At 67.3% G+C, this 21950-nt stretch carries 20 protein-coding genes; 9 read left to right on the top strand and 11 right to left on the bottom strand.

The genetic code is table 11. The annotated features are described in order from the left end of the window. Nucleotides 1–190: 190 nt before the first annotated feature. The 4 genes from ACWPN8_RS19105 to ACWPN8_RS19090 are packed head-to-tail and all read left to right on the top strand — an operon-like array spanning nucleotide 191 to nucleotide 3243. Nucleotides 191–583 carry a c-type cytochrome gene (locus tag ACWPN8_RS19105; RefSeq protein ID WP_492241866.1) on the top strand — a complete coding sequence of 131 codons (393 nt, stop codon included), beginning with the start codon at nucleotides 191–193 and terminating at the stop codon, nucleotides 581–583. 32 nt (nucleotides 584–615) lie between these two features. Further along, a complete protein-coding gene (locus ACWPN8_RS19100) occupies nucleotides 616–1011 on the top strand; it encodes a VOC family protein (protein ID WP_492241865.1) in 396 nt (131 codons plus the stop codon). A 51-nt stretch (nucleotides 1012–1062) separates the two neighbouring features. After that, nucleotides 1063–1617: a twin-arginine translocation signal domain-containing protein gene (locus tag ACWPN8_RS19095; RefSeq protein WP_492241864.1), complete on the top strand. Its 555-nt coding sequence runs from the start codon at nucleotides 1063–1065 to the stop codon at nucleotides 1615–1617. 54 nt (nucleotides 1618–1671) lie between these two features. Next, on the top strand, nucleotides 1672–3243 hold the full coding sequence (locus tag ACWPN8_RS19090) for a GMC family oxidoreductase (RefSeq protein ID WP_492241863.1): 1572 nt from the start codon (nucleotides 1672–1674) through the stop codon (nucleotides 3241–3243). A gap of 72 nt (nucleotides 3244–3315) precedes the next feature. Here ACWPN8_RS19090 and ACWPN8_RS19085 read toward each other — a convergent pair whose 3' ends face one another. After that, nucleotides 3316–3942 carry an SH3 domain-containing protein gene (locus ACWPN8_RS19085; RefSeq protein WP_109447847.1) on the bottom strand — a complete coding sequence of 209 codons (627 nt, stop codon included), beginning with the start codon at nucleotides 3940–3942 and terminating at the stop codon, nucleotides 3316–3318. A gap of 181 nt (nucleotides 3943–4123) precedes the next feature. Here ACWPN8_RS19085 and ACWPN8_RS19080 point away from each other — a divergent pair, with 181 nt between their 5' ends. Continuing rightward, entirely contained in the window at nucleotides 4124–5104 is a 981-nt protein-coding gene (locus ACWPN8_RS19080; RefSeq protein WP_492241862.1) for a PDR/VanB family oxidoreductase, read from the top strand. 34 nt (nucleotides 5105–5138) lie between these two features. Then, a complete protein-coding gene (locus ACWPN8_RS19075) occupies nucleotides 5139–5564 on the top strand; it encodes a PAS domain-containing protein (protein ID WP_492241861.1) in 426 nt (141 codons plus the stop codon). Between the two features lie 22 nt (nucleotides 5565–5586). On the opposite strand, the gene ACWPN8_RS19070 is transcribed toward ACWPN8_RS19075, so the two are convergent. Both ACWPN8_RS19070 and ACWPN8_RS19065 read right to left on the bottom strand, forming a co-directional pair. Beyond that, the gene (locus ACWPN8_RS19070) at nucleotides 5587–7104 is read right to left on the bottom strand and encodes an AMP-binding protein (RefSeq protein WP_492241859.1); all 1518 of its coding nucleotides are present in this window, start codon (nucleotides 7102–7104) and stop codon (nucleotides 5587–5589) included. A gap of 25 nt (nucleotides 7105–7129) precedes the next feature. Further along, nucleotides 7130–7987: a helix-turn-helix transcriptional regulator gene (locus tag ACWPN8_RS19065; protein ID WP_492241857.1), complete on the bottom strand. Its 858-nt coding sequence runs from the start codon at nucleotides 7985–7987 to the stop codon at nucleotides 7130–7132. A 103-nt stretch (nucleotides 7988–8090) separates the two neighbouring features. On the opposite strand from ACWPN8_RS19065, the gene ACWPN8_RS19060 reads away from it, so the two are divergent. Continuing rightward, the gene (locus ACWPN8_RS19060) at nucleotides 8091–8978 is read left to right on the top strand and encodes an SDR family oxidoreductase (RefSeq protein WP_492241856.1); all 888 of its coding nucleotides are present in this window, start codon (nucleotides 8091–8093) and stop codon (nucleotides 8976–8978) included. A 12-nt stretch (nucleotides 8979–8990) separates the two neighbouring features. Here ACWPN8_RS19060 and ACWPN8_RS19055 read toward each other — a convergent pair whose 3' ends face one another. After that, entirely contained in the window at nucleotides 8991–9767 is a 777-nt protein-coding gene (locus ACWPN8_RS19055) for an AraC family transcriptional regulator (RefSeq protein ID WP_492241854.1), read from the bottom strand. Nucleotides 9768–9921: 154 nt separating this feature from the next. Between ACWPN8_RS19055 and ACWPN8_RS19050 the strand changes: the two genes are divergently transcribed. Further along, nucleotides 9922–11118: an MFS transporter gene (locus tag ACWPN8_RS19050; RefSeq protein ID WP_492241852.1), complete on the top strand. Its 1197-nt coding sequence runs from the start codon at nucleotides 9922–9924 to the stop codon at nucleotides 11116–11118. 62 nt (nucleotides 11119–11180) lie between these two features. Here the strand turns inward: ACWPN8_RS19050 and ACWPN8_RS19045 are convergent, their stop codons facing one another. Beyond that, a complete protein-coding gene (locus ACWPN8_RS19045) occupies nucleotides 11181–12062 on the bottom strand; it encodes an aldo/keto reductase family oxidoreductase (protein ID WP_492241850.1) in 882 nt (293 codons plus the stop codon). A 92-nt stretch (nucleotides 12063–12154) separates the two neighbouring features. On the opposite strand from ACWPN8_RS19045, the gene ACWPN8_RS19040 reads away from it, so the two are divergent. Next, nucleotides 12155–13060: a LysR family transcriptional regulator gene (locus ACWPN8_RS19040; RefSeq protein ID WP_492241848.1), complete on the top strand. Its 906-nt coding sequence runs from the start codon at nucleotides 12155–12157 to the stop codon at nucleotides 13058–13060. A 7-nt stretch (nucleotides 13061–13067) separates the two neighbouring features. Here ACWPN8_RS19040 and ACWPN8_RS19035 read toward each other — a convergent pair whose 3' ends face one another. From ACWPN8_RS19035 to ACWPN8_RS19010, 6 genes are all read right to left on the bottom strand, one after another. After that, nucleotides 13068–14699 carry an ATP-binding protein gene (locus ACWPN8_RS19035; protein WP_492241847.1) on the bottom strand — a complete coding sequence of 544 codons (1632 nt, stop codon included), beginning with the start codon at nucleotides 14697–14699 and terminating at the stop codon, nucleotides 13068–13070. A 9-nt stretch (nucleotides 14700–14708) separates the two neighbouring features. After that, entirely contained in the window at nucleotides 14709–16202 is a 1494-nt protein-coding gene (locus ACWPN8_RS19030) for an ATPase domain-containing protein (RefSeq protein WP_492241846.1), read from the bottom strand. A gap of 92 nt (nucleotides 16203–16294) precedes the next feature. Next, entirely contained in the window at nucleotides 16295–18937 is a 2643-nt protein-coding gene (locus ACWPN8_RS19025; RefSeq protein WP_492241845.1) for a hybrid sensor histidine kinase/response regulator, read from the bottom strand. Between the two features lie 138 nt (nucleotides 18938–19075). After that, nucleotides 19076–19450 (bottom strand): response regulator transcription factor, encoded by a 375-nt coding sequence (locus tag ACWPN8_RS19020; protein WP_492241844.1) that lies wholly within the window; start codon nucleotides 19448–19450, stop codon nucleotides 19076–19078. 171 nt (nucleotides 19451–19621) lie between these two features. Continuing rightward, a complete protein-coding gene (locus tag ACWPN8_RS19015) occupies nucleotides 19622–20281 on the bottom strand; it encodes a response regulator transcription factor (protein WP_492241843.1) in 660 nt (219 codons plus the stop codon). A 5-nt stretch (nucleotides 20282–20286) separates the two neighbouring features. Then, nucleotides 20287–21942, bottom strand: a complete 1656-nt coding sequence (locus ACWPN8_RS19010; protein ID WP_492241842.1) for a sensor histidine kinase — start codon at nucleotides 21940–21942, stop codon at nucleotides 20287–20289. Between the last annotated feature and the right edge of the window lie 8 nt (nucleotides 21943–21950).

Raw genomic sequence — 21950 nt, 5'->3', positions numbered from 1 at the left:
CAGTTGGGACAGCCATCCCCCACGACACCGCACAAAACCTGCCCTTCCCCTTATCGAATGCGGCTTTGCGTAGGGTGGCACGCCCCTTGCTGAATTCACATCCACGGTGCCGCGCCGGCTGGACCGACGTGACGGCGCCCAAAGGCTCAAGCCGGAATTTCGGGAGGATTTTCAGACGATGAGGCATGCGATGCACGCGAGGATGTCGCCGCACCGCTGGGTGATGTTGCTGCTCCTTCTGTCCATACCCTTCTCGCCCTTCACGCGGAAATCCGCGGCGGCGGATGGCGAAACGCTGTTCCGCCAGCAATGCGGAACCTGCCATTCGGTGAAGAAGGACGACGGGCCCCGCGCCGGGCCGCCGCTGTACGGCGTCATCGGCCGCAAGGCCGGCAGCGTGACCGGCTTCGACTATTCCGATGCGCTGCGCGGTGCCGGCTTCGCCTGGGACGCCGGCCATCTGGAGAACTGGCTGGCCAACTCCAACCAGTTCGTTCCCGGCAGCTACATGAACTACCACCAGGACGACGACGCCATTCGCAAGAGCATCGTCCAGTTCCTGGAAACCAACGCCAAACGGTAACGCCCTCCCTCAACGACCTCATGGGAAGCACCATGGCCAAGATCATCCACATGATGGTGCGCGTCCTCGACGAACAGCGGTCGCTGGACTTCTACGCCAAGGCTTTCGGGCTGGAACCGGCCGAACGGCTGGGCTTCGACGGTTTCACGCTGATCTACCTGCGCAACGCCGAAAACGACATGGAACTGGAGCTGACCGTCAACCATGACCGGACGGCGCCCTACACCCACGGCGACGGCTACGGCCACATGGCGGTGGTGGTGGACGATCTGGAGCGCGAGCACGCCCGGATGACGGCCCTGGGCTTCCCGGTGACCCCGGTGAAGGAGTTCGCCCCCGGCGGCACCCTGCTGGCCCGCTTCTTCTTCGTCACCGATCCGGATGGCTACAAGACCGAGGTGCTGCAACGCCACGGCCGCTACCGGTAAGTCCAAACCTCGACCCAACAATAACCGAACCATGGGAAGGAGACGTCGATCATGCGCGTTCTCGACAAACGGACACGGTTCAACCGACGGAATTTTCTGAAGACCTCCGCCGCGTCGGTGGCGGCGGCCGGTGCGGTTTCCGGCGGCATGGTGTCGATCACGGCGATGCCGGCCTGGGCCGAAGGGCTGACCGCCATCAAGCCCGACGCCGCCAAGACCCTGCTGGTGATGGTGCGCGACCTCTATCCGCACGACCGTCTGGGCGACGCCTATTACGAGACGGCGCTGGCCTCGATGGACCAGGCGGCGGCGAAGGACGCCACCCTGGCAGGCCAGCTCAACGAAGGGGCAGTGGCGCTGGATGCCGCCGCGCGCAAGCTGCGCAACGCTCCCTACGCCGCGATCAAGGCCGAGGCGGACCGCGTCGCGGTGCTGAAATCGATCGAGACCACGCCCTTCTTCCGCAAGGTGCGCGGCGACATGGTGGTCGCCCTCTACAACCAGCCGGAGGTGTGGGCGAAGCTCGGCTACGAAGGGGCGTCGGCCGAGTATGGCGGCTACATCCATCGCGGCTTCGACGATTTGGACTGGATCAAGGACGCCTGACGGCGCCGTCCGTCTGCCGCACCGAATGCCCGAAAAAATGGGGAGGACCGAGACATGGTTGCGAAATTCGCGATGGATGACGACAGCGTCGTGGTGGTGATCGGATCGGGGGCCGGCGGCGGCACCCTGGCAAACGAGCTGGCCCAGAAGGGCGTCAAGGTCGTCTGCCTGGAGGCTGGTGCCCGCCACGAAATCCAGGATTTCGTGAACGACGAATGGAAAAGCTTCTCGCAGATCTCCTGGCTGGACAAGCGCACCACCTCGGGAAGCTGGCGGGTGGCGAAAGACTTCCCCAACCTGCCGGCCTGGATCGTCAAGGCAGTCGGCGGCTCCACCGTCCATTGGGCCGGCGCCTCGCTCCGCTTCCAGGAGCACGAGTTCAAGACGCGCACGACCTACGGCGCGGTGGAGGGCGCCAACCTGCTCGACTGGCCGGTGACGCTGGCGGAGATGGAGCCCTATTACGACAAGGCCGAGTTCAAGATGGGGACGACCGGCACCAACGGCATCCCGCGCCTGCCCGGCAACAACAATTACAAGGTGCTGGCGGCCGGCGCCAAGAAGCTGGGCTACAGCGAATTCCACACCGGCAACATGTCGATCAACAGCAAGCCGCGCGACGGCCGCGGCGCCTGCCAGCAGATCGGCTTCTGTTTCCAGGGCTGCAAGTCGGGGGCGAAATGGTCGACCCTCTATACCGAGATCCCCAAGGGCGAGGCCACCGGCAATCTGGAGGTCCGGCCGAACGCCCAGGTGCTGAAGATCGAGCATGACGCGAAGGGCAAGGTCAACGCCGTGCTCTATGCCGATGCCGCCGGCGCCATGCACCGCCAGAAGGCCCGCATCGTCGCGGTCGCCGGCAACTCGATCGAAAGCCCGCGCCTGCTGTTGAACTCGGCGTCGACGATGTTTCCGGACGGGCTGGCGAACTCGTCGGGTCAGGTCGGGCGCAACTACATGCGTCACATGACCGGGTCGGTCTATGGGTTGTTCGACCGGCCGGTGCACATGTACCGCGGTACCACCATGGCCGGCATCATCCGCGACGAATCCCGCTTCGACCCGCGGCGCGGCTTCGTCGGCGGCTACGAGATGGAAACGCTGTCGCTCGGCGTGCCCTTCATGGCGGCCTTCCTCGATCCGGGGGCCTGGGGCCGCGACTTCAGCTCGGCGCTGGACGCCTACGACCATATCGCCGGCATGTGGCTGGTGGGCGAGGACATGCCGCGCGAGACCAACCGCGTCACCCTGCACGCGACGGAGAAGGACAAGTTCGGCCTGCCGATTCCCAACGTCAATTTCGACGACCATCCCAACGACATCGCCATGCGCACCCATGCCTATGGCCGCGGGTCGGCCGTCTATGACGCGGTGGGCGCGGTCAGGACCATCCACACCCCGCCCTACCCGTCCACCCACAATCTCGGCACCAACCGGATGAGCGCCAATGCCCGCGACGGCGTCGTCAACAAATGGGGACAGGCGCACGACGTGAAGAACCTGTTCGTGTCGGACGGCAGCCAGTTCACCAGCGGCGCCTCGGAGAACCCGACCCTGACCATCGTCGCGCTGGCGATCCGGCAGGCCGATTACATCGCCGACCAGATGAGCAAGCGGGAAATCTGACGATCCGCAAGGACCGCAAGGCCCCGGTGTGAACGCGCGTGAACGCGCCGGGGGCTTGCGGTCCTTCTCCTATCAGCGCGCCGGATTGAAGGCCGGTCCGGTAAGTTCCGGCCCCTTCGCAGCGTCGGCGATGGTGATGGCGGCCGGTCCCTGCGCGCCCAGCGTGACGGTCACCGGCTTGCCGTTGTTGTAGTTCTTCCACATCTGGTAGAGCGCCAGCGCTGCGAACATTTTGGCGTCACGGCCGGTGTTGTACAGCCATTCCTGGGTCGGCACGACCCGCAGCGTGCCATTGGCGCCCTGTTCCACCTTGTCGGCGAAGCGGTAGCCGAGTTGCTCGCCGATGCCGGCGACCAGACCGTCGAAGCCGGGCGAAAGCTTGCCGAACCCGGCCTGCGCCGGAGCACTTTCGCCGCTGCCCAGCGAGCTGGCGCTCTGCCGCTTGACGAGGTCGGAGAACAGCCAGCCCTCCTCCCCGGTGCGCAGCACGCGGACACCCATCCAGTTGCCCTCCCGCCGCAGTTCGACCACGTCCTCGCCGCGCATGATCGTAGAGCGCACCGCCGCGTCGTCGGACGGACCGGCACGCAGATTGACCTTCTCGCCCGTCACCGCATGGATGTCGCCCGACGCCGCCAGCGCAGGCGTTCCTGCCAATCCAAGCGCTGCAACCAGGACCATGATCGTCGACCGTGACATGACAGTTCCTCCCGTTGGGGGTGCCCGCGCACCGTTTCGCGAACAACGCATGGCGACCGCCGGATGATCCGCCGAACCGGGATTCCACATTTTCCCTTGACCTGAAGTTAGCTTGAGGTTTTAGGCTGCCTGCATTGGATCTGGCATACCAGACTCACCGATGACACTCGCAGGCAGGATTATGAGCAGCACGCAGCCTGAAACGCCGCAGCCCTCAGCCAAGGCACCCTGGACGTTGCGCGTGCACCGCCTCGAGCGGATCGCACCGCAGGTCCGGCTGGTCGAACTGCGCGATCCGGATGGGCGGGGGCTGCCGCCGGCTGAGCCCGGCGCCCATATCGACCTCCATCTGCCGGACGGGGCGGTGCGCTCCTATTCGCTGTGCGGCGATCCGGCGGACCGCCAAGCCTACCGCATCGCCGTCCTGAACGTGCCGGGCGGGCGGGGATCGGGCTTCGTGCATGGCGAACTGGCTCTTGGAGCCGATCTGGCCATCTCCCCGCCCCGCAACAATTTCCGCTTCGACGACGCAGCGCGCTACCTGTTCATCGCCGGCGGCATCGGCATCACACCGCTGTTGCCGATGATCCGCAGGGCGGCGGAGCGGGGCGCCGATTGGGTCCTGCACTATTGCGTGCGCAGTGCCGCGGCGGCGCCCTTCCTCGAAGATCTCCGCGCCCTGCCGCATGGCCGCGTCGACCTGCATGCCGCCGACGACGGCCGACGGCTTGCGGTCGACGCATTGATGGCGTCCACCCCTGTCGATGTCCCGGTCTATTGCTGCGGTCCGCAGCGGTTGATGGAAGCGGTGGCAGCCGCCGCCCGGCCGGACCAGGATGTCCGCTTGGAATGGTTCACGCCGCGTCCGGAGCCGGCCCGTCAGGACATGGTGGACGCCAGCTTCGACGTGGTCTGCGCGCGGTCCGGCGTCACCGTCACGGTTCCGGCGGGAACCAGCATCCTGGATGCGCTCTACGCCGCCGGGGTCGAGGTCGACTCCTCCTGCGAACAGGGCATCTGCGGCACCTGCGAGACGACGGTGCTGGAGGGCGAGCCCGACCATCGCGACAGCGTCCTGTCCGATGCGGAACGCGCTGCCGGCAAGACGATGATGCTGTGCGTCTCCCGGGCCCGGAGCGCAAAATTGGTTCTGGATGTCTGACGCTTCATTATGAAACGACCATTGGGAGAGTTCGATGACCGAGGAAGAGCTGCGCCAACTTGGGCTTGCGCTTTTGAACAGCCCGGCGGAGGCCATCGTCTATTCCGACCGGGAGGGTCTCATCCGGTTCTGGAATGCGGGGGCGGAACGCGTGTTCGGCTTCACCGCCGAAGAGGCGCTGGGCCAGTCGCTGGACATCATCATCCCCGAACGGCAGCGCCAGCGCCATTGGGAAGGCTATGACGAGGTGATGAAGACGGGGGTGAGCCGCTATGGCAGCGGCGACCTGCTGTCGGTTCCGGCATTGCGCAAGGACGGCGGCCGCATCTCCGTTGAGTTCACCATCGTGCCCTTGAAGGACGCGGACGGCGCCATGCTCGGGATGGCCTCCGTCATGCGCGACGTGTCCGCCCGCTTCGAGGAGTTGAAGACCCTTCGCCGTCAGGCGGCGGGACGCTGATACCTCCCTTTCCCGTCTGGCCCTACCCACCGGCCAGACGGGCGCGCAGTTCGCGCTTCACTACCTTACCATAGTTGTTCTTCGGCAGCTCGTCGACCAACAGGTAACGCTTGGGCCGCTTGAACCGGGCGATGCTGGCGTTGCAATGCTCATCGAGGCCGCCGGGGGAGATTTCGCGCCCCGGCTCGGCGACGATGAAGGCGACGACGATCTCGCCCCATTCCGGATCGGGCTGCCCGGTGACACAGACCTCGGCGACGTCGGGGTGGCGCAGCAGCACCTCCTCCACCTCGCGCGGATAGATGTTGCTGCCGCCGCTGATGATGACGTCCTTCGACCGGTCGCGCAGCGTCAGATAGCCGTGCCCGTCGAAGGACCCCATGTCGCCGGTGAACAGCCAGCCGTCGCGCAATGCCTCGGCCGTCGCCTTGGCATTGTTCCAGTATCCGGCCATCACCACGTCGCCGCGGCAGACGATCTCTCCCACCTCGCCGATGGGCAGCGGCCGGCCGTCGCCGTCCACCACCGCAACCTCGACGCCGCTGCGGGCGAAACCGACCGAACCCAGCACCGCATCGTCGTCGCTTGCATGGTCGCGACGCCGCAGCGACGCGATGGTCATCGGCGCCTCGCCCTGGCCGTAGATCTGGACGAAGACCGGCCCGAAAACCGCCAGCGAGCGGCGCAGTTCCTCCACATACATCGGACCGCCGCCATAGACGATGGAGCGCAGGTTGGCCGGCCGCCGGCCGTCGCGTTCCGCCTCCAGACGCAGCCTCTGCACCATCGTCGGGGCTAGGAAGGCGCCGCAGCCGGGGTGACGGTCGCAGAGTTCGAGGAATTCCGCCGGTTCGAAGGCGGAGGAGGCCGGGACCACCTGTCGGGCACCGCGGGCGACATAGGCCGCCATATAGAGGCCGGAGCCGTGCGACATCGGCGCCGCATGCAGCAGGCTGCTATCCTCGTCCACCGCCTCGACGTCCGCCAGATGGGCGACGGTCATGGCCAGCAGATTGCGGTGGGACAGCATCGCCCCCTTCGACCGCCCGGTGGTGCCGCTGGTGTAGAACAGCCAGCCCAGCGCCTGCGGATCGGGATCGACCGGCCCGGCCCATTCGTCCCCTGCCGTCAGCGCCGCATAGCCCTCGCCGCCGATGACGATCCGGCGGCAGGACGCCGCAGGCGACCCGTCCAGCGCCTGCTCCAGCCCGCCGGCCAGCTTGGGCGAGACGAAGACGATGGACGCGCCGGAATCCTCCAGGATCTGCACCAGTTCGCGTGGATGCAGCTTGGCGTTCACCGGCGTCGCCGCCATGCCGGCTGCCCAGATGGCGAAGAACAGCTCGACATACTCGGGCACATTTTCCGTCGCGATGGCGATGCGGTCGCCCGGCCGACCGGACGCGCGCAGGCCGGCGGCGATGCGCAGTGAGCGGGAGCGGAGTTCGGCAAAGCTGTGAAGCTGCTCGGTGCCGCGGAACACCGCTCCATGGCCGGGGAAACGGGCCGCCGCCTGATCGAGAAGGGAAAAGAGATTCACCGCTGCCGTTCCTTCCTGCCACCGCTCATCCGCCAGACGCCACCGCGGTCCTTCGACCGGCCAGGGCGCGGATGCGTTCTTTAACCTGTTCGTCCAGCGGATTGTAGACCAGAAGACCGAGATCGGGGCGTCCATCGACGGCGAAGGCCGAATATTCCATCTCGACGCTGCCGAGCTCCGGGTGCTGGAGCCGTTTAACCCCCTCGCTCGGCGCGTAGACGTCATTCTCATTCCAGAATCGGGCGAAGTCGGCGCTCGTCCGGCACAGCTCGTCGACGAAATCGGCGATCTCCTTGACTGCCCCGGCCCGTGCCGCATCGACGCGGAAGGCGCCGACCAGATGCCGCGCCATACCCTCCCAGTCCTTCTGCTTGGCCCGGATCGCCGGATTGCCGAACACCAGCCGCAGGATGTTCCGCTGATCGGGCGGAAGCGTTCCGTAATCGGTCAACACCACCGCGGCGGCACGATTCCAGGCCAGCACGTCCCAGGTCGCGGTCTTGATGAAGGCCGGACAGGCGTCGAAGGACTCCAGCAGCCGTTGCAGGCGCGGACTGACGCCCTGCGCCGGCCTGTAGCGCATCTCCGGCGGCCGGCCGAGCGCCAGGATGAACAGATGCTCCCGCTCCAGGTCGGTCAGCATCAGGCTGCCGGCGATCCGGTCCAGCACGTCGGCCGACGGCGCCCCGCCCCGCCCCTGCTCCAGCCACGTGTACCAAGTCGGGCTGATGTTGGCGCGCTGCGCCACCTCCTCCCGGCGCAGGCCCGGCGTGCGGCGGCGTCCCGAGAATCCGAAGGCCGCCGGGTCCAGCCGTGTCCGGCGGTCGCGCAGGAAGGCGGCGAGCGTGGCGGCCGGACTGGTCTGTCTGGTGTCGGTCTGCATTGGCTGATCCTGGTAGCCGCTATACTAGGAAAACGTCACTACTTTAACAGGATATCATGTCGGGACAGAGTGGAGGCGACGGAATTGGAAAGGTGATTGTCCCATGCGTATTTTCCTCACCGGCGCCACCGGTTTCATCGGTCGGGCCGTGCTGTCCGACCTGCTCCAGGCCGGACACCAAGTCATCGGCATGACCCGATCCGGGGACGGCGCCCGCGCGCTGGAGTCCGCCGGTGCCGAGCCGCACCTGGGCACGCTGGAGGATCTGGCGAGCATCCGCGGCGGTGCCGAGAAGGCCGACGCCGTGATCCACACCGCCTTCGACCATGACTTCTCGCGCTTCGCCGAGAATTGCGCAAAGGACGGCCGGGTGATCGGTGCCTTGGGCGCGGCGCTGAAGGGCTCGAACCGCCCGCTGCTGATCACCTCAGGGGTCGGCATGGGGGGTGCCGGCCATGGCCGGCTTGCCCGCGAAGATGTCTTCGACGACGCCCACCCCAACCCGCGCATCGCGTCGGAGCGGGCCGGAAACGAGCTGCTGGACGCCGGCGTCAACGTCGCGGTAATGCGGCTGCCGCAGGTCCACAACACGGAGAAGCAGGGGCTGATCACCCCGCTGATCGAAATCTTCCGCGCGAAGGGCGTCGCCGCCTATATCGGCGAGGGGCAGAACCGCTGGTCCGCCGGTCATCTGGGCGATGTCGCCCGCCTCTATCGTCTGGCCATCGAGAAGGCGGAAGCCGGCGCCCGCTACCATGCGGTCGGTGAGGAGGGCGTCGCGACCCGCAAGATTGTCGAAACGCTGGCCCGTGGCCTGAAGATTCCGGCGGTTTCCATCCCACAGGACAAGGCCGCCGAGCATTTCGGCTGGATGGCGATCTTCGCGGGCATCGACATGGCGGCGTCCAGCGCCCTGACCCAGGCGGCGCTCGGCTGGCGTCCGGCAGGTCCCGATCTCATCGCCGATCTGGAGGCAATGCGCTATTCCTGACCGGACAGGAGATCATTCGGCACCCTTCAGATATGCGCGCGGCGAAGAGCCGAGCACGCGCTTGAACATCGCGGTGAAGGCGGCGGGGTTGTCATAGCCGAGGTCGATGGCGACCGCGGTGACGGCTTCGCCCGCCACCAGCCGCGGCAGGGCGGCGGCGAGGCAGGCCTGCTGGCGCCACTCCAGAAAGCTCAGCCCGGTCTCGCGCCGGAACAGCCGTGTGAAGGCGCGCCGGCTGACACCCAGCTCGTCGCACCAATGCTCGATCGTCTCATGCACCGCCGGCTGTCGGAGAAACCGTCGGCAGCGCTCGGCCAACGCCGGACTGGTCGGAAACGGGACGGTCAGCGGCTGGGCCGGCAGATGCAGCATCTCGTAGCGGATCAGCGCCATCACCGCGCCGTCGTGGCTGTCCGGATCGTAAACGGCCGGCACATCCACGGCGCGGGCGATCAGGCTGCGGATGAAGGGGGACAGCCCGACGACCTGACAGCGGTCCGGCATTCCACCGGTCAGGTCCGGGTCCAGATAGAGGCTTTGGGTGGTCACCGCCCCGATCATGCGCACCTCATGCAGGACGCCGGGCGGAATCCACAGGCCGAAATCGGGCGGCACCACCCAGCGGCCCTGCGGCGTCGACATGATCAGCACCCCGGTGATACCGGAGATCAGCTGTCCTCGCCGGTGACAGTGCAGCGGCAGAGTACCGCCGTCCGGATAGTCGTGGGTGGTGGCGAGCAGCGGCCGCTCGACGGCATCGATCTCGTCGACACGGACATTTCTCACCATGGCCCAGACTCGTAAAAAACTGGCCTGACCGCGGTGGCGGGCCTTCTCGACCGACCGTAGGCTTACGGTGCAGTCAACGCAACAGTGCCGGGCCAACCGAACCGCCGATACGCGGTCCGGACGCCCCAAGGCAGAGAGAAGAGGGCATGCCCCCGTGACCGACACCACCATGAGCCGGCCCAGCGCCGGTTCGACGGCCTTTTCCATCCTGGCCGCGATCAGCGCCTGCCATCTGCTCAACGACATGATCCAGTCGCTGCTGCCGGCGGTCTATCCGATCCTGAAGGACGAGTTCGGCCTCAGCTTCGCCCAGCTCGGCCTGCTGACCTTCGTCTATCAGCTGACGGCATCGCTCCTTCAGCCGCTGGTCGGACTTTTCACCGACCGCAAGCCGATGCCCTATTCGCTGGTCTTCGGCATGGGCTCCACGCTGCTCGGGCTTCTCATCCTGGCCTGGGCGCCAAGCTTTCCGGCCCTGCTGGCCGGCGGGATGTTGCTCGGTTTCGGCTCGTCCGTCTTCCATCCGGAGGCGTCGCGCATCGCCCGTCAGGCGTCCGGCGGCGCCCATGGGCTGGCCCAGTCGCTGTTCCAGGTCGGCGGCAACCTCGGTTCGGCACTCGGCCCGTTGCTGGCGGCCTTCATCATCCTGCCCCACGGTCAGGGCAGCCTCAGCTGGTTCGCCTTCGCCGCCCTGGCCGGCATGGTGGTGATGGTGCGGCTGGGAAGCTGGCAGCGCCGGAACGCCAAACCGCGCAAGGCCGGCGGCCCGGCGGCTGCGCGCCATGCCGATCTGCCGGCGGGTCAGGTCGCCCGCGCGGTCGCCATCCTGATCGCGCTGATCGTGTCGAAATACGTCTATCTCGCCAGCATCACCAGCTATTACATCTTTTACCTGATCGACCGTTTCGGCCTGTCCACCGGCGACGCGCAGCTCTGCCTGTTCGTCTTCCTGGCCGCGGTCGCGGCGGGCACGGTGATCGGCGGCCCGGTGGGCGACCGCATCGGCCGCAAGACGGTGATCTGGGTCTCGATCCTCGGCATCCTGCCCTTCACCCTGGCCCTGCCCTATGTCGGGCTGACGACGACGGTGGTTCTCAGCGCCGTGATCGGATTGGCCCTGGCTTCGGCCTTCCCGGCCATCGTGGTCTATGCGCAGGAGCTGCTGCCCGGCCGGGTCGGCATGGTGTCGGGCCTGTTCTTCGGGCTGGCCTTCGGCGTCGCCGGCATCGGCGCGGCCGGGTTGGGCGTCGTCGCGGACTGGAAGGGCATCGGCTTCGTCTACACCGCCTGCTCCTTCCTGCCGCTGCTGGGCCTGCTGACAATCTTCCTGCCGAATGTGGAACGCCGTTAACCGGCACCGGGAGGCGGCACCGGGACGAGGGGAGCGCGAGCTCCCCTTTTCTGTCTCGACCCTCAGGCGTCTTTCCCCAGTTGATCCAGCGCCTCCAGGGTATCGGCGGACAGCACCAGGTTCGCCGCCGCCAGATTCTCCTGCAGATGCTTGACCGACGAGGTTCCCGGGATCGGCAGGATGTTTGGCGCCCGGTTCAGCAGCCAGGCGAGCGCCACCTGCATCGGCGTCGCCCCGAGCCGGTTGGCGACATCGGACAACAGGCCGGACTGGATCGGCGAGAAGCCGCCGAGCGGAAAGAACGGCACATAGGCGATCCCCTTGGCGGCGAGATCGTCGATCAGCGCATCATCCGCCCGATGCACCAGATTGTAGTGGTTCTGCACGCAGACGATCTCGCAGACGCGGCGACCTTCCTCGACCTGCCGCGCCGTGGCGTTGCTGAGCCCGATGTGGCGGATCAGCCCCCGCTGCTGGAGGTCTGCAAGGACGCTCAGCTCCCGCTCGACCGATCCTTCCGCCGGGGCATGACCATGGTCGCCCCACAGCCGCATGTTGACGACGTCGAGCACGTCAAGGCCGAGATTGCGTAGATTGTCGTGCACCGCCTGCCTCAGCTCTTCCGGCGAGGATGCCTGAAGCCAGGAGGCATCCTCGCCGCGCCGGGCGCCGACTTTGGTCACGATCAGCAGATCGTACGGATAAGGCGCCAACGCCTCACGGATCAGCTGGTTGGTGACATGCGGACCGTAGAAGTCGCTGGTGTCGATGTGAGTGACGCCGGCCTCGACGGCATGGCGTAGCACGGCGATGGCCGCGTCACGGTCCTTCGGCGGACCGAAGACGCCGGGACCGGCCAACTGCATCGCGCCATAGCCGAGCCGGCGGACGGTCTTGCCGCCCAGGGTGAAGTTGCCGGATTCGGTCTGATTGGTATCGGACATGAGGATCTCCTTGATGGCTTCAGCAATCTAGCCCCCATCCGCAAGTCCGATTAGTCTGCACAATCGGGACAACCCGTGCGGAATTCCGAACAATGCAGCATGATCTTGGGGACCTGAACGCCTTCGTCGCGGTGGCCCGCGCCCGGGGTTTCCGCGAAGCGGCGAAGGCGGGCAACGTCAGCGCCTCGTCCCTCAGCGAAGCTGTGCGGCGGCTTGAAGGGCAGCTCGGCGTCAGGCTGTTCAACCGGACCACCCGCAGCGTGGTCCCGACGGAAGCCGGCGAACGACTGCTGGCCCGGCTGGAGCCCGCCCTGCGCGAGGTCGATGCAGCCCTCGACGTGGTGAACGGCTTCCGCGACCGGGTGGCGGGCACCCTCAGGCTCAATGTGCCGGTCAGCGCGGCAAGGCTGGTCCTGCCGTCGATCCTGCCGGCCTTCCATGCCGCCTATCCCGAGATCCGGGTGGAGGTGATGGGCGAGGACAGCTTCGTCGATGTCCTGGCTGCCGGATGCGACGCCGGCATCCGCTACGACGAGCGGCTGGAACAGGATATGATTGCCGTCCCCATCGGTCCCCGCCGGCAGCGCTTCGCGACCGCTGCCTCCCCCGCCTACCTCGATGCACGCGGACGGCCGGAGCATCCGCGCGACCTGATGACCCACAGCTGCGTGCGCGGACGCTTTGCCAGCGGAGCCATGCCGCTTTGGGAGTTCGAACGCGACGGCGAAACGATCCGCCTCGATCCGACCGGACCGCTGGTGGTGGGGTCGGGCGGCATCATGGACCTCGCCATCGATGCGGCCGTCGCGGGTGTCGGGGTCTTTCAACTGTTCGAGCAGTGGCTGCGGCCGCATCTAGACAGCGGCGCGCTTGAACCCGTCCTGGAATCCTGGTGGCCGTCCTTTTCCGGACCGTTCCTCTATTACCCCGGCCGGCGTCTGGTGCCGGCCCCGCTTCGGGCCTTCCTGGATTTCATCAGGACCGTCCCAATCGCCTGACAAGCCGTCATTCCGCCAGCATGGCCGCCAGTTGCTCGGCGATCTGGTTCGGCGAGAAGGGCTTGCGCAGCAGGCGTACGGCCTCGCCCAAATCCGGCGTGTCCGCATAGCCGGTGACGATCAGCGCAGGCAATCCGGGGCGCAGGGTTCGCACAGTGCGCACCACCTCGGCCCCGTTCATGCCGGGCATGGCAAAGTCGGTGATCAGCGCATCGACCTCTGCACCGTCATGCAGCAGGGCCAGGGCAGTTTCCCCGCTGTCCGCCTCAATGACCTGATGGCCCTGGCTTTCCAGCAGCGCCATCGTCCCCATCCGCACGATGGCGTCGTCCTCCACCAGCAGGACGGTGCGGCCTTGACCGCGTTCGACTTCGACAGCCAGGCGCGCCGGCCGGTCGGCGACGGCCGCCACGCTTGGCAGGTAAAGGGTGATCGCGGTTCCGCTGCCGGGGGTGCTGTCGATGTGGACGCCGCCGCCGGATTGGGTCGCCATGCCCTGGACCATCGACAGTCCCAGCCCCGATCCCTTGTCGAGCGGCTTGGTGGTGAAGAAGGGTTCGAAGACATGGGGCAACACCGACGGGTCGATGCCGGTGCCGGTATCCGTGACCCGGATCGCCACGTAGGTTCCGGGCCGCAACTCCACCGAACCGGCCAAGGGGGTGTCCGTATCTCCATCGCCGACCCTAACGACGAACGCGGTCAGCGACAGCCGCCCGCCGCCCGGCATGGCGTCACGGGCGTTGATCGCAAGATTCAGGATGGCGGATTCAAGCTGTGCCCGGTCGATCAGCGCCGCCGGAAGTCCGGGCGGCACCTGGATCGTGACGCTGATCTGTCCGCCCAGGGAGCGTTCCAGAAGGGAACTCATCCCGGTGAGCAGCTCTCCCAGATCAGTGGGTTCCGGCATCAGCGTCTGGCGCCGTGCGAAGGACAGCAGCGACTGAGTCAGCCGCGCGCCGCGCTCGATGGAGCGGTTGGCCGCCTCAAACAGCTCGCGCGGGGTGCCGTCGGGCACCGTGGGAGCCAGGACGGCAAGGCAGCTGACGATGCCCTGGAGCAGATTGTTGAAGTCATGCGCCACGCCGCCGGTCAGCTGCCCGAGCGCCTCCATCTTCTGCGCCTGATGAAGCTGGTTCTCAGCCCGCCTGCGGTCGGCCATTTCAGCCTGCAAAGCCTCTGTCCGCTCGGCAACCCGCTCCTCCAATCGGCTGGATGCCTGGGTGATCTCCCGAAGGTGGCTGCGGGTCCGGTACTGGCGTTCCCTGCTGCGCAGCGCCGCCTGGGCCGCGCTCTGCAACGCCTCGCGGTGCAGCGGCCGGTCCAGCAGCGTAACGTTGCCGAGCGACTGGAAGAATGCCTGCCTTCCCCGCCCGGCCTGCCGGCTGCGCCGCGAGGTCAGGATCACGATGGGCAGGTCCGACCAGCGCGGCTGTGCCTCCAACCAAGCGGTCAGCGGTTCGATGTCGGTCAGCACCCCCTCGGAGAGCATCAGCGCTCCAACATCGTCGCCAAGGCTGCGGCAAAGCTCCGGCAAATCGGCAAAGGGATGCGTCGCCAGACCGATCTCCGCCAGGACCGAACCGATCACTTCGGCATCCCGCCCTTCAGGGGCCAGGACAAGGATGGACCCGCGCATCGGCATCGATCACCCGGCTTCGCCCTGACCACTGAGGAGTGTCTCCACCGAACCGTCATATTCCGGTACGCCCGTCAGCACGCCCCGGAAGTCCATCAGCTGCGGCCCGACCTGCATCCCGTCCGGGAACAGCCGGAATTCGCGGATCGACAGCTCGTGGACGCCGGTGCGCTTCTTCACCACCGAAATCGCCTTGCGCACTTCACCCTCGGCCTCGAAGAAGCGGAGAAGAACCACCGTGTCGCTCATGAAGGACAGATCGACCGGATTCTGCACATCGCCGATGATGCCCTGCTGAGCCAGGATCAGGATGGTGACCACACCCTTGTTGCTCAGGTAGGTCAGCAGCTCGTGCATCTGAAGCGTCAGCGCCTTCTCCTCCGGCATGGTGCTGAGGTAGGAATTCAGGCTGTCGATCACCACGATGCGGGCGTTGCGGTCTTCGACCTCGCGGCGGACCTGCCAGACGAACTGGCCGGGCGACAGGCGGGACGGGTTGGCGCGCTGCCAGCCGACGCGCTCCTGCTGCACCGCTTCTTTGATGTCGATGCCCAGAGCGATGCTGCGCAGCCCCAGGGTCTTGAAATTCTCATCGAATGAGAAGTAAGCGGCATGTTCGCCGCGCTTGACCGCGGCGGCGACGTATTGCAGCGCAATGGACGATTTGCCGACCCCCGATGGTCCCACCAGCATCGTGGTGGTGCCGAGCGTCAGGCCGCCCCCCATCAGCTCGTCCAGGGCCGGCAGGCCGCTCTCCATGGTGGTCTGCTCGAAGTCGCTGCTGTGCTCTTCGGCGATCAGGCTGGGGAAGACCAGGACATTGGTCTTCGTGATGGCGAAGTCATGCCATCCGCTCTGATAGTCCGCCCCCCGCATCTTGGCGATGCGCAGCCGCCGCCGAGCCGCGCCATAGGTGCGTTCGCTCTGCTCCAGCACGATCACGCTGTGAACCAGGCTGTGCAGATCGCTTGCGCCGTCCTGATGGGTCAGGTCATCGAGGATCAGGGTGGTGCAGCGGCGTCCTTGCAGAAATTGCTTCAGAGCCAGAATCTGCCGGCGGTAGCCGAGCTGGTCCTGGGCGAGCAGCCGCAGTTCCGACACCGTGTCGATCACCAGCACTTCCGGATTTTCCCGCTCGATCCGCTCGATGATCAGACGCACGGTCTCGCCAAGCTCCACCTCCGACGGGTAGAGCACGCTCTGCTGGCGATCCAGCTGCGCTTCGATGGGCACAATGTCGAAGACCGCAAAGCCGTCGAGCGACCAGCCATGGCTGGCGGCAGTCGCTTCCAGCTCCTTGACGCTCTCCGATAAAGTGATGTACAGCCCCTTCTTGCCGTCGTCGCGCGTCTGGATCAGAAGCTGCAGGGCAATGGTGGTCTTGCCTGTGCCGGGTGCACCCTCCAGAAGATGTATTCGACCGCGCGGCAGCCCGCCGCGCAAAACCAAATCGAATTCGGGAATTCCGGTCTGCACTTTCTCGATCGGGAGGGGCTTGGGCACCAACAGCTCCTTAAGGTCCATGTCATCAGACAAACACGGTGCAGCGGAAATGTTCCGCCGGAGCTTGGGCGCGGCTTAAAAATTGGTGTGGATCACAGGGTGGCCGAAGGCGGCCCGGCGGTATCGGCGGTATCGGCGACCGGGATGCGGGCTTCCCCTTCCACCATTGCCAGACGGCGGCCGAGTGCCGCGGCGAGGCTGCGGGGGGTGACCGGCTTGTGCAGCAGGTCGAAGCCGTGGGTGAGCGCGTCGTTCTGCGGCTCCGTGCCGATCTCCCCGGTGACGATCAGGCCGGGGATGTCCGCATCGTGCATGTCCCAGATGCGGAGGATCGCCTCCGTTCCGATGCGCTTGTCGCGCAGGCGGTAATCGACGACGAGGATGTCGGGCCGGCGCCCATCCAGCGTCAGGCGTTCCACTGCGACGTCGGTCGAATCCGCGGTGATCACGTCGAATTTCCAGGCGCGCAGCAGGCTTTCCATCCCGGCCAGCACGATGGGGTCGTCGTCCACCACCACCGCCAGCCGCCGCTCCTCCCGCTCCGGCGGTGCCGGCGCCATTTCCACAGGGGCCGCCTCCCCGGATGGCGCAACGGAGGCGCAAGCCTCCGCCGCCAGCGGCACCGCAATGCTGAACAGCGAGCCCTGGCCCGGATGCGAGAGTACCGTGACGGGATGGTCCAGCAGGTCGGACAGGCGGCGGACGATGGCGAGCCCAAGACCGAGGCCCTGGTTGCGGTCGCGCTCGGGGTTGTCGACCTGATAAAGTTCCTCGAACACCCGGTCGATCTGGTCGGCCGGGATGCCGCGGCCGGTGTCGTGGACACCGATCAGCAGACGGTCGGCCGCCACGCTGCAGTCTACCGAAATCCCGCCGCTGTCGGTGTAGCGGATCGCGTTCTCCACCAGATTGCGCAGCATGCGGCCGAGCAGGACCCGGTCGCTGCGGATGGCGGCATGGCAGGGGTGAACCCGCCAGTCCAGGCCCTTTTCCTGCGCGACCGGGGCATAGGCGTCGTCCAGGCTCCTCAGCAGGTCCGAGACAGGGAATTCCTCCAACTGCGGCGCCACGATGCCGGCGTCGAGGCGGGAGATGTCGAGCAGACCGTCCAGCAGACCTTTGAGGATCTCCAGCCCGTGCTGGAGCCGCCCGAGTGCATCGAGACCGGGGCCCTCGCCCAGATGCGGGCGGAGCACCTCGGCGAACAGCAGGATCGACTGCATCGGCTGGCGCAGATCGTGGCTGGCGGCGGCCAGGAAGCGGCTTTTGGACCGTCCGGCCTCTTCCGCCGTTTCGCGGGCGCGATGGATGTCGTGGATGTCGACGGCCCCGCCGAACCACGCGACGATCCGTCCGCCATGGTGGATCGGGTGGGTCCGGCTGAGGTGCCATCTGTAGGCTCCGTCTGCCCGGCGCAGGCGCAGTTCATACGCGTGCGCCGCACCGGCGGGGATGGCCGCTCTCCGGACCGCCTGGATACGCTCGACGTCTTCCGGATGCAGATCCCCCATCCGGTTCTCTTCATTCGTCATTCGGCCGGTGTAGGCCCGGAACGCCGCATTGACGTATTCCAACGTGCCGTTGGGCCGGTTCACCCACATCATGTGCGGGGCGTTCTCCACCAGCGCGCGCGACCGCTCCTCGCTGGCCCGCAGCGCGGCGGATGCCTCCTCCTTGGCCCGCATCTGCCGGTCGAGATCCTCGACCAGCCCATCGAAGGCCAGCCCCAGCCGGCTCATCTCCGGACCATCCACCGCTCCCACGTGGGCGGAGCGGTCGCCGGCACGCCAGCGCTCGGTCGCCGAGATCAGTGCCGCGACCGGCCGATAGATGTGCCGCCTGGCGATCAGGAACGCCGTCAGGAGGCCGAGCAGCAGCGTGGCGGCGATCCACACCAGCGACCGCGTCAGCGCGGCGTCGATACCGCTCATCGCGGCGTCATGGTCGATGCCGACCGCGACGAAGATGTGCCTGACCCCGGCGGACAGCGGAACATAGGCAAACACCCGCTCCACCCCGTCGATCCCCATCAGCTGGGCAGTCCCGACCGCATCGGCGTCGAGCAGAGGCTGGAAGCGCGGCGGGAGCGCGGTGCCGACGGCCCCCGGCCTCGTAGGGGCATGGGCCAGCACGATGCCATTGCCGTCGGCGATCATCAGCGCGGCATTATCGGGAAGCGGGTGTTCGGAGAGGTAACGTTCGAGCCAGCCGAGATCGATCAGCGCCGTGACAACACCGATGGTCCGCCCGTCGCCGCCGGTGCGGCGGATCGGCAGGCCGAACGGCATCGCCGGCTTGCCATCGTACCGCTGCCGGATGAACTCGCCGACGGTGAAGCCGCCGCTTTCCAGGGCGGAGCGCACATGCATCCGGTCGGCGATGGTCCGCCCGCGCAGCAGCAGGTTGGTGGAGCAGAGAATGACCCCGTCCTCGCCGGCAAGATTGACCGTCAGGTAATCCGGGATCCGCGTGGCGGTGCGCGTCAGCAGCGCCTGGCATCCGGTCGCATCGAGGGTCTGCGCCGACGTGGTTTCCGCCAGCAGTTCCAGCATCTGCCGCACGCCTTCGACCAGCCGCTGCTGCTCGCCGCCCAGCAAGCTGAGAAGCTGCTGCGCATGCTCGTGGATCTCATCGGAGCGCTGGCGGCGCAGATCGATCTGGTTCCAGACCTCCAGCGCGCAGATCGGCACCAGGGCCAGCGTCACGAGCAGCAACAGGCGGGTCAGGAAGCTCATGGCATCCTCGTCCCGATTGCGGCCCACATCCTGAGCCCGACCACACTTCTGTGGGATGCGACCGCCATGCCCCATCTCCCGACCGGCCCTGCTGCATACATAACCGTTCGGGAGGACGATTGCTGCCGCTCTCTGGCGTTACCCTGCGGCAATGGCGCGGTTCAGGGAAGCGATCAGGACATGGGCGTCGACCGGCTTGCCGAGCACGTCGCGGGCGCCGCCGCCCAGCGCACGCAGCCGGGTGGTCTCGTCGGCATAGGAGGTCATGAACAGGATCGGCGGATGTCCGCCGCCCTCTTTGTTCAGCCGCTCCTGCAATTCCAGCCCGGACAGGCCGGGCATGCACACGTCCAGGATGATGCAGGCGATCCCGGTCCGGTCGGCCAGCGCCAGGAAATCCTCGGCGGAGACGAAGGACCGGCAGCGGAAGCCGACCGACCGCAGCAGGTCGTCCAGCGCCTCGCGGATCGCCTCGTCGTCATCGACCACCGCTATCAGGGGTGCGTTGGACACGTCGTGATGCCTTGACCGGATCGGGGACCGAATGGAAGCGCCGGTTTCCGGCGCCACACGCATCCTATCCGGATGGGGCAGGCGGCAGATACCACACCTAGGTCTAGAGGCGGACGGTGGGGCCGGACGCAGGACCGAGGCGCCCGGACCGAGACGCCCGAAGCGTAGCCGTCACCCCTCGTGGTCGAGCACCTCCACCTTGCGGACGAGGTCGGCGACGGAGCGCACCTGCATCTTCCGCATCACCTTGCCGCGGTGGAGCTTGACCGTCACCTCGCTGATGCCGAGATCGCCGGCGATCTGCTTGTTCAGCCGGCCCTTGACCACCTCCGCCATCACCTCGCGCTCGCGCGGGGTCAGCGTCGCGGCCAGCAATTCCACCGTCATCGTGGCGGCCCGCTGGCTCCGCCGCGACCGGTCGCGGGCAAGCGCGGCATCGACCGCGTCAAGCATGTCCTGGTCGCGGAAGGGCTTGATGAGGAAATCGGTCGCCCCGGCCTTCATCGCCCGGACCGACATCGGCACGTCGGCGAAGCCGGTCATGAAGACGATGGGCAGTGCGATGCCCAGGCCGTCCAGCCTCGTCTGGAACTCCAGCCCGCCCAGGCCGGGAAGCCGCACGTCGAGGATCAGGCAGCCCGGCCGGTCGGGAACCGCCGCAGCCAGCAGTTCCGCCGTGCTGCCGAAGGCACGGCCTTCGATGCCGACCGATTGCAGAAGGTCGACCACCGCCTCCCGCATGCCGGCGTCGTCATCGACGATCAGGACCAGTGGGTCGTCCTTTGCAGAGGCGGGCGCAGGGTCGGGCGACAAGGTGCCTTTCTGGGCCATGGCGGTCAGTCCTCTCGTGCCGCAGCCAGCGGGACGGCTGGCGGCTCGACCAGTGATCTGGTGGACGGCGGGGGTGCCGACGGTACGGTGAACTCGAACACCGCCCCGCCGTCCGTATGGTTGTGGGCGGTCAGCGTACCGCCGCAGGACTCGATGATGGAGCGGCAGATGGCGAGGCCCATCCCCATCCCCTCGGGCCGGGTGGTGAAGAAGGGATCGAACAGGCGGGCATGGCTGGCCTCGTCGATGCCCCTGCCGCGGTCGCGCACGGCAACCCTGACCTGCTCCCCGCCTTCCAGGCTGCCGATGGCGACGGTCAGTTCGCGCCGGGGGCTGTCCGCTTCCGCCATGGCGTGCAAACCGTTGGTCACGAGGTTGACCAGCACCTGCTGCATGCCGACCCGGCTGCCCCGCACCGGCGGGGCAGGGGCAAAGTCGGTGACCAGAATGGCTCCGGCGCCCGACAGCTCGCGCTCCAGCAGCAGCGCCACCTCGGTCACCAGTTGAGCCAGGTCGATGGTCTCGTCGCAGTGGGTGTCCTTGACCAGCATGCCGCGTGTCCGCTGCACGATGTCGGCGGCGCGACGCCCGTCGCGGACGATGCGGTCGGCCGCCTTCGCGGCGGTTTCGATATCGGGCTGTTCGCGGCGCAGCCAGCGCAGGCAGGCCTGCGCGTTCAGCACGATGGCGCCCAGCGGCTGGTTCAGCTCATGGGCGATGGAGGCGGACAGCGCGCCCAGCGTGGCGGCGCGTGCGGCGCGCGCAAGTTCCGCCTGGGCGGCCAGCAGCGCCTCCTGCGTGCGTTCGCGCTGGGTGATGTCGACGACGCCGGCCACCACCTGATCGAAGCCGACGCAGTCGTCGGGAAAGCTGATGCCCAGCAGCACCGTCAGGGTGCGCCCGTCCGCCGCGATCAGCTGCGCCCGCCCTTCAAAGCGGTCGCGCTTTTCCCAAAGCGCCTGCAGGACCTGCAGCATCGCCGGATCCTCGGCCGGCAGGTAACGGTCGAGCGGCCCCAGCACCGCCGGCCGGCCGGCCGCACCCAGCAGCTCCACGGTGGCGTCGTTGACGTTGGTGGTGCGGATCAGCGCGCTCATCCCGCGCGCCCAGCCGGGATCGGCCTGCTCATGGGCCGCGAGGTCCGTCACCCCGGCGGCCCGGAGGGCGTCGAGCGCCGCCGTCACCGCGGTGAAGTCCTGCTCCCACAAGGAGATCCGCGCCTGCTCGAACATGCTGCGGTAGCGCTTTTCGCTGCGCGCCAGCGCACCGTTGGCCCGCAACAACAGCGCGCGCGAGTCATGGTCGCGCATCAGCAGCGCGCCGGTGATCAGGATGGCCGCCAGCGACACGCCGCAGCGCAGGACCGAAGACAGGTCCATGTCCTGCCAGTGCGACAGGAAGAAGGACAGCACCGCCAGCAGCGCACAGCCGGCTGCCACCCGCAGGATGCCCCGCCGCGACAGGGCGGTTGCGGCCAGCAGAAGCACCAGCACATAGAGGACGGCGATGGCGCTTTCGATGTCGGTGAAGGTGTCGACGAAGAACACCGCCAGGGCGAGCGGAATCGACAGAAGGCCGAGACGGCGCTCCATCGGCCGCCCGCTGGCCGGCGAACCGCCCCATGCCGCGTCGCCCTTCGCACCGCCTTCCGCACCAACCATACGCCAGT

The organism is Azospirillum sp. UENF 112521, assembly GCF_058780665.1.
Note: the sequence above shows the minus strand (reverse complement) of the source record. Positions and strands in the feature narration are given on the sequence as shown.

What these genes read in the sequence shown, in the direction of transcription:
- ACWPN8_RS19035 (WP_492241847.1), bottom strand. Translation starts at nt 14,699, where the DNA reads ATGCGCGGGTCCATCCTTGTCCTGGCCCCTGAAGGGCGGGATGCCGAA.
- ACWPN8_RS19095 (WP_492241864.1), top strand. Translation starts at nt 1,063, where the DNA reads ATGCGCGTTCTCGACAAACGGACACGGTTCAACCGACGGAATTTTCTG.
- ACWPN8_RS19090 (WP_492241863.1), top strand. Translation starts at nt 1,672, where the DNA reads ATGGTTGCGAAATTCGCGATGGATGACGACAGCGTCGTGGTGGTGATC.
- ACWPN8_RS19055 (WP_492241854.1), bottom strand. Translation starts at nt 9,767, where the DNA reads ATGGTGAGAAATGTCCGTGTCGACGAGATCGATGCCGTCGAGCGGCCG.
- ACWPN8_RS19010 (WP_492241842.1), bottom strand. Translation starts at nt 21,942, where the DNA reads ATGGTTGGTGCGGAAGGCGGTGCGAAGGGCGACGCGGCATGGGGCGGT.
- ACWPN8_RS19085 (WP_109447847.1), bottom strand. Translation starts at nt 3,942, where the DNA reads ATGTCACGGTCGACGATCATGGTCCTGGTTGCAGCGCTTGGATTGGCA.
- ACWPN8_RS19045 (WP_492241850.1), bottom strand. Translation starts at nt 12,062, where the DNA reads ATGTCCGATACCAATCAGACCGAATCCGGCAACTTCACCCTGGGCGGC.
- ACWPN8_RS19100 (WP_492241865.1), top strand. Translation starts at nt 616, where the DNA reads ATGGCCAAGATCATCCACATGATGGTGCGCGTCCTCGACGAACAGCGG.
- ACWPN8_RS19080 (WP_492241862.1), top strand. Translation starts at nt 4,124, where the DNA reads ATGAGCAGCACGCAGCCTGAAACGCCGCAGCCCTCAGCCAAGGCACCC.
- ACWPN8_RS19075 (WP_492241861.1), top strand. Translation starts at nt 5,139, where the DNA reads ATGACCGAGGAAGAGCTGCGCCAACTTGGGCTTGCGCTTTTGAACAGC.
- ACWPN8_RS19040 (WP_492241848.1), top strand. Translation starts at nt 12,155, where the DNA reads ATGCAGCATGATCTTGGGGACCTGAACGCCTTCGTCGCGGTGGCCCGC.
- ACWPN8_RS19105 (WP_492241866.1), top strand. Translation starts at nt 191, where the DNA reads ATGCACGCGAGGATGTCGCCGCACCGCTGGGTGATGTTGCTGCTCCTT.
- ACWPN8_RS19025 (WP_492241845.1), bottom strand. Translation starts at nt 18,937, where the DNA reads ATGAGCTTCCTGACCCGCCTGTTGCTGCTCGTGACGCTGGCCCTGGTG.
- ACWPN8_RS19060 (WP_492241856.1), top strand. Translation starts at nt 8,091, where the DNA reads ATGCGTATTTTCCTCACCGGCGCCACCGGTTTCATCGGTCGGGCCGTG.
- ACWPN8_RS19015 (WP_492241843.1), bottom strand. Translation starts at nt 20,281, where the DNA reads ATGGCCCAGAAAGGCACCTTGTCGCCCGACCCTGCGCCCGCCTCTGCA.
- ACWPN8_RS19065 (WP_492241857.1), bottom strand. Translation starts at nt 7,987, where the DNA reads ATGCAGACCGACACCAGACAGACCAGTCCGGCCGCCACGCTCGCCGCC.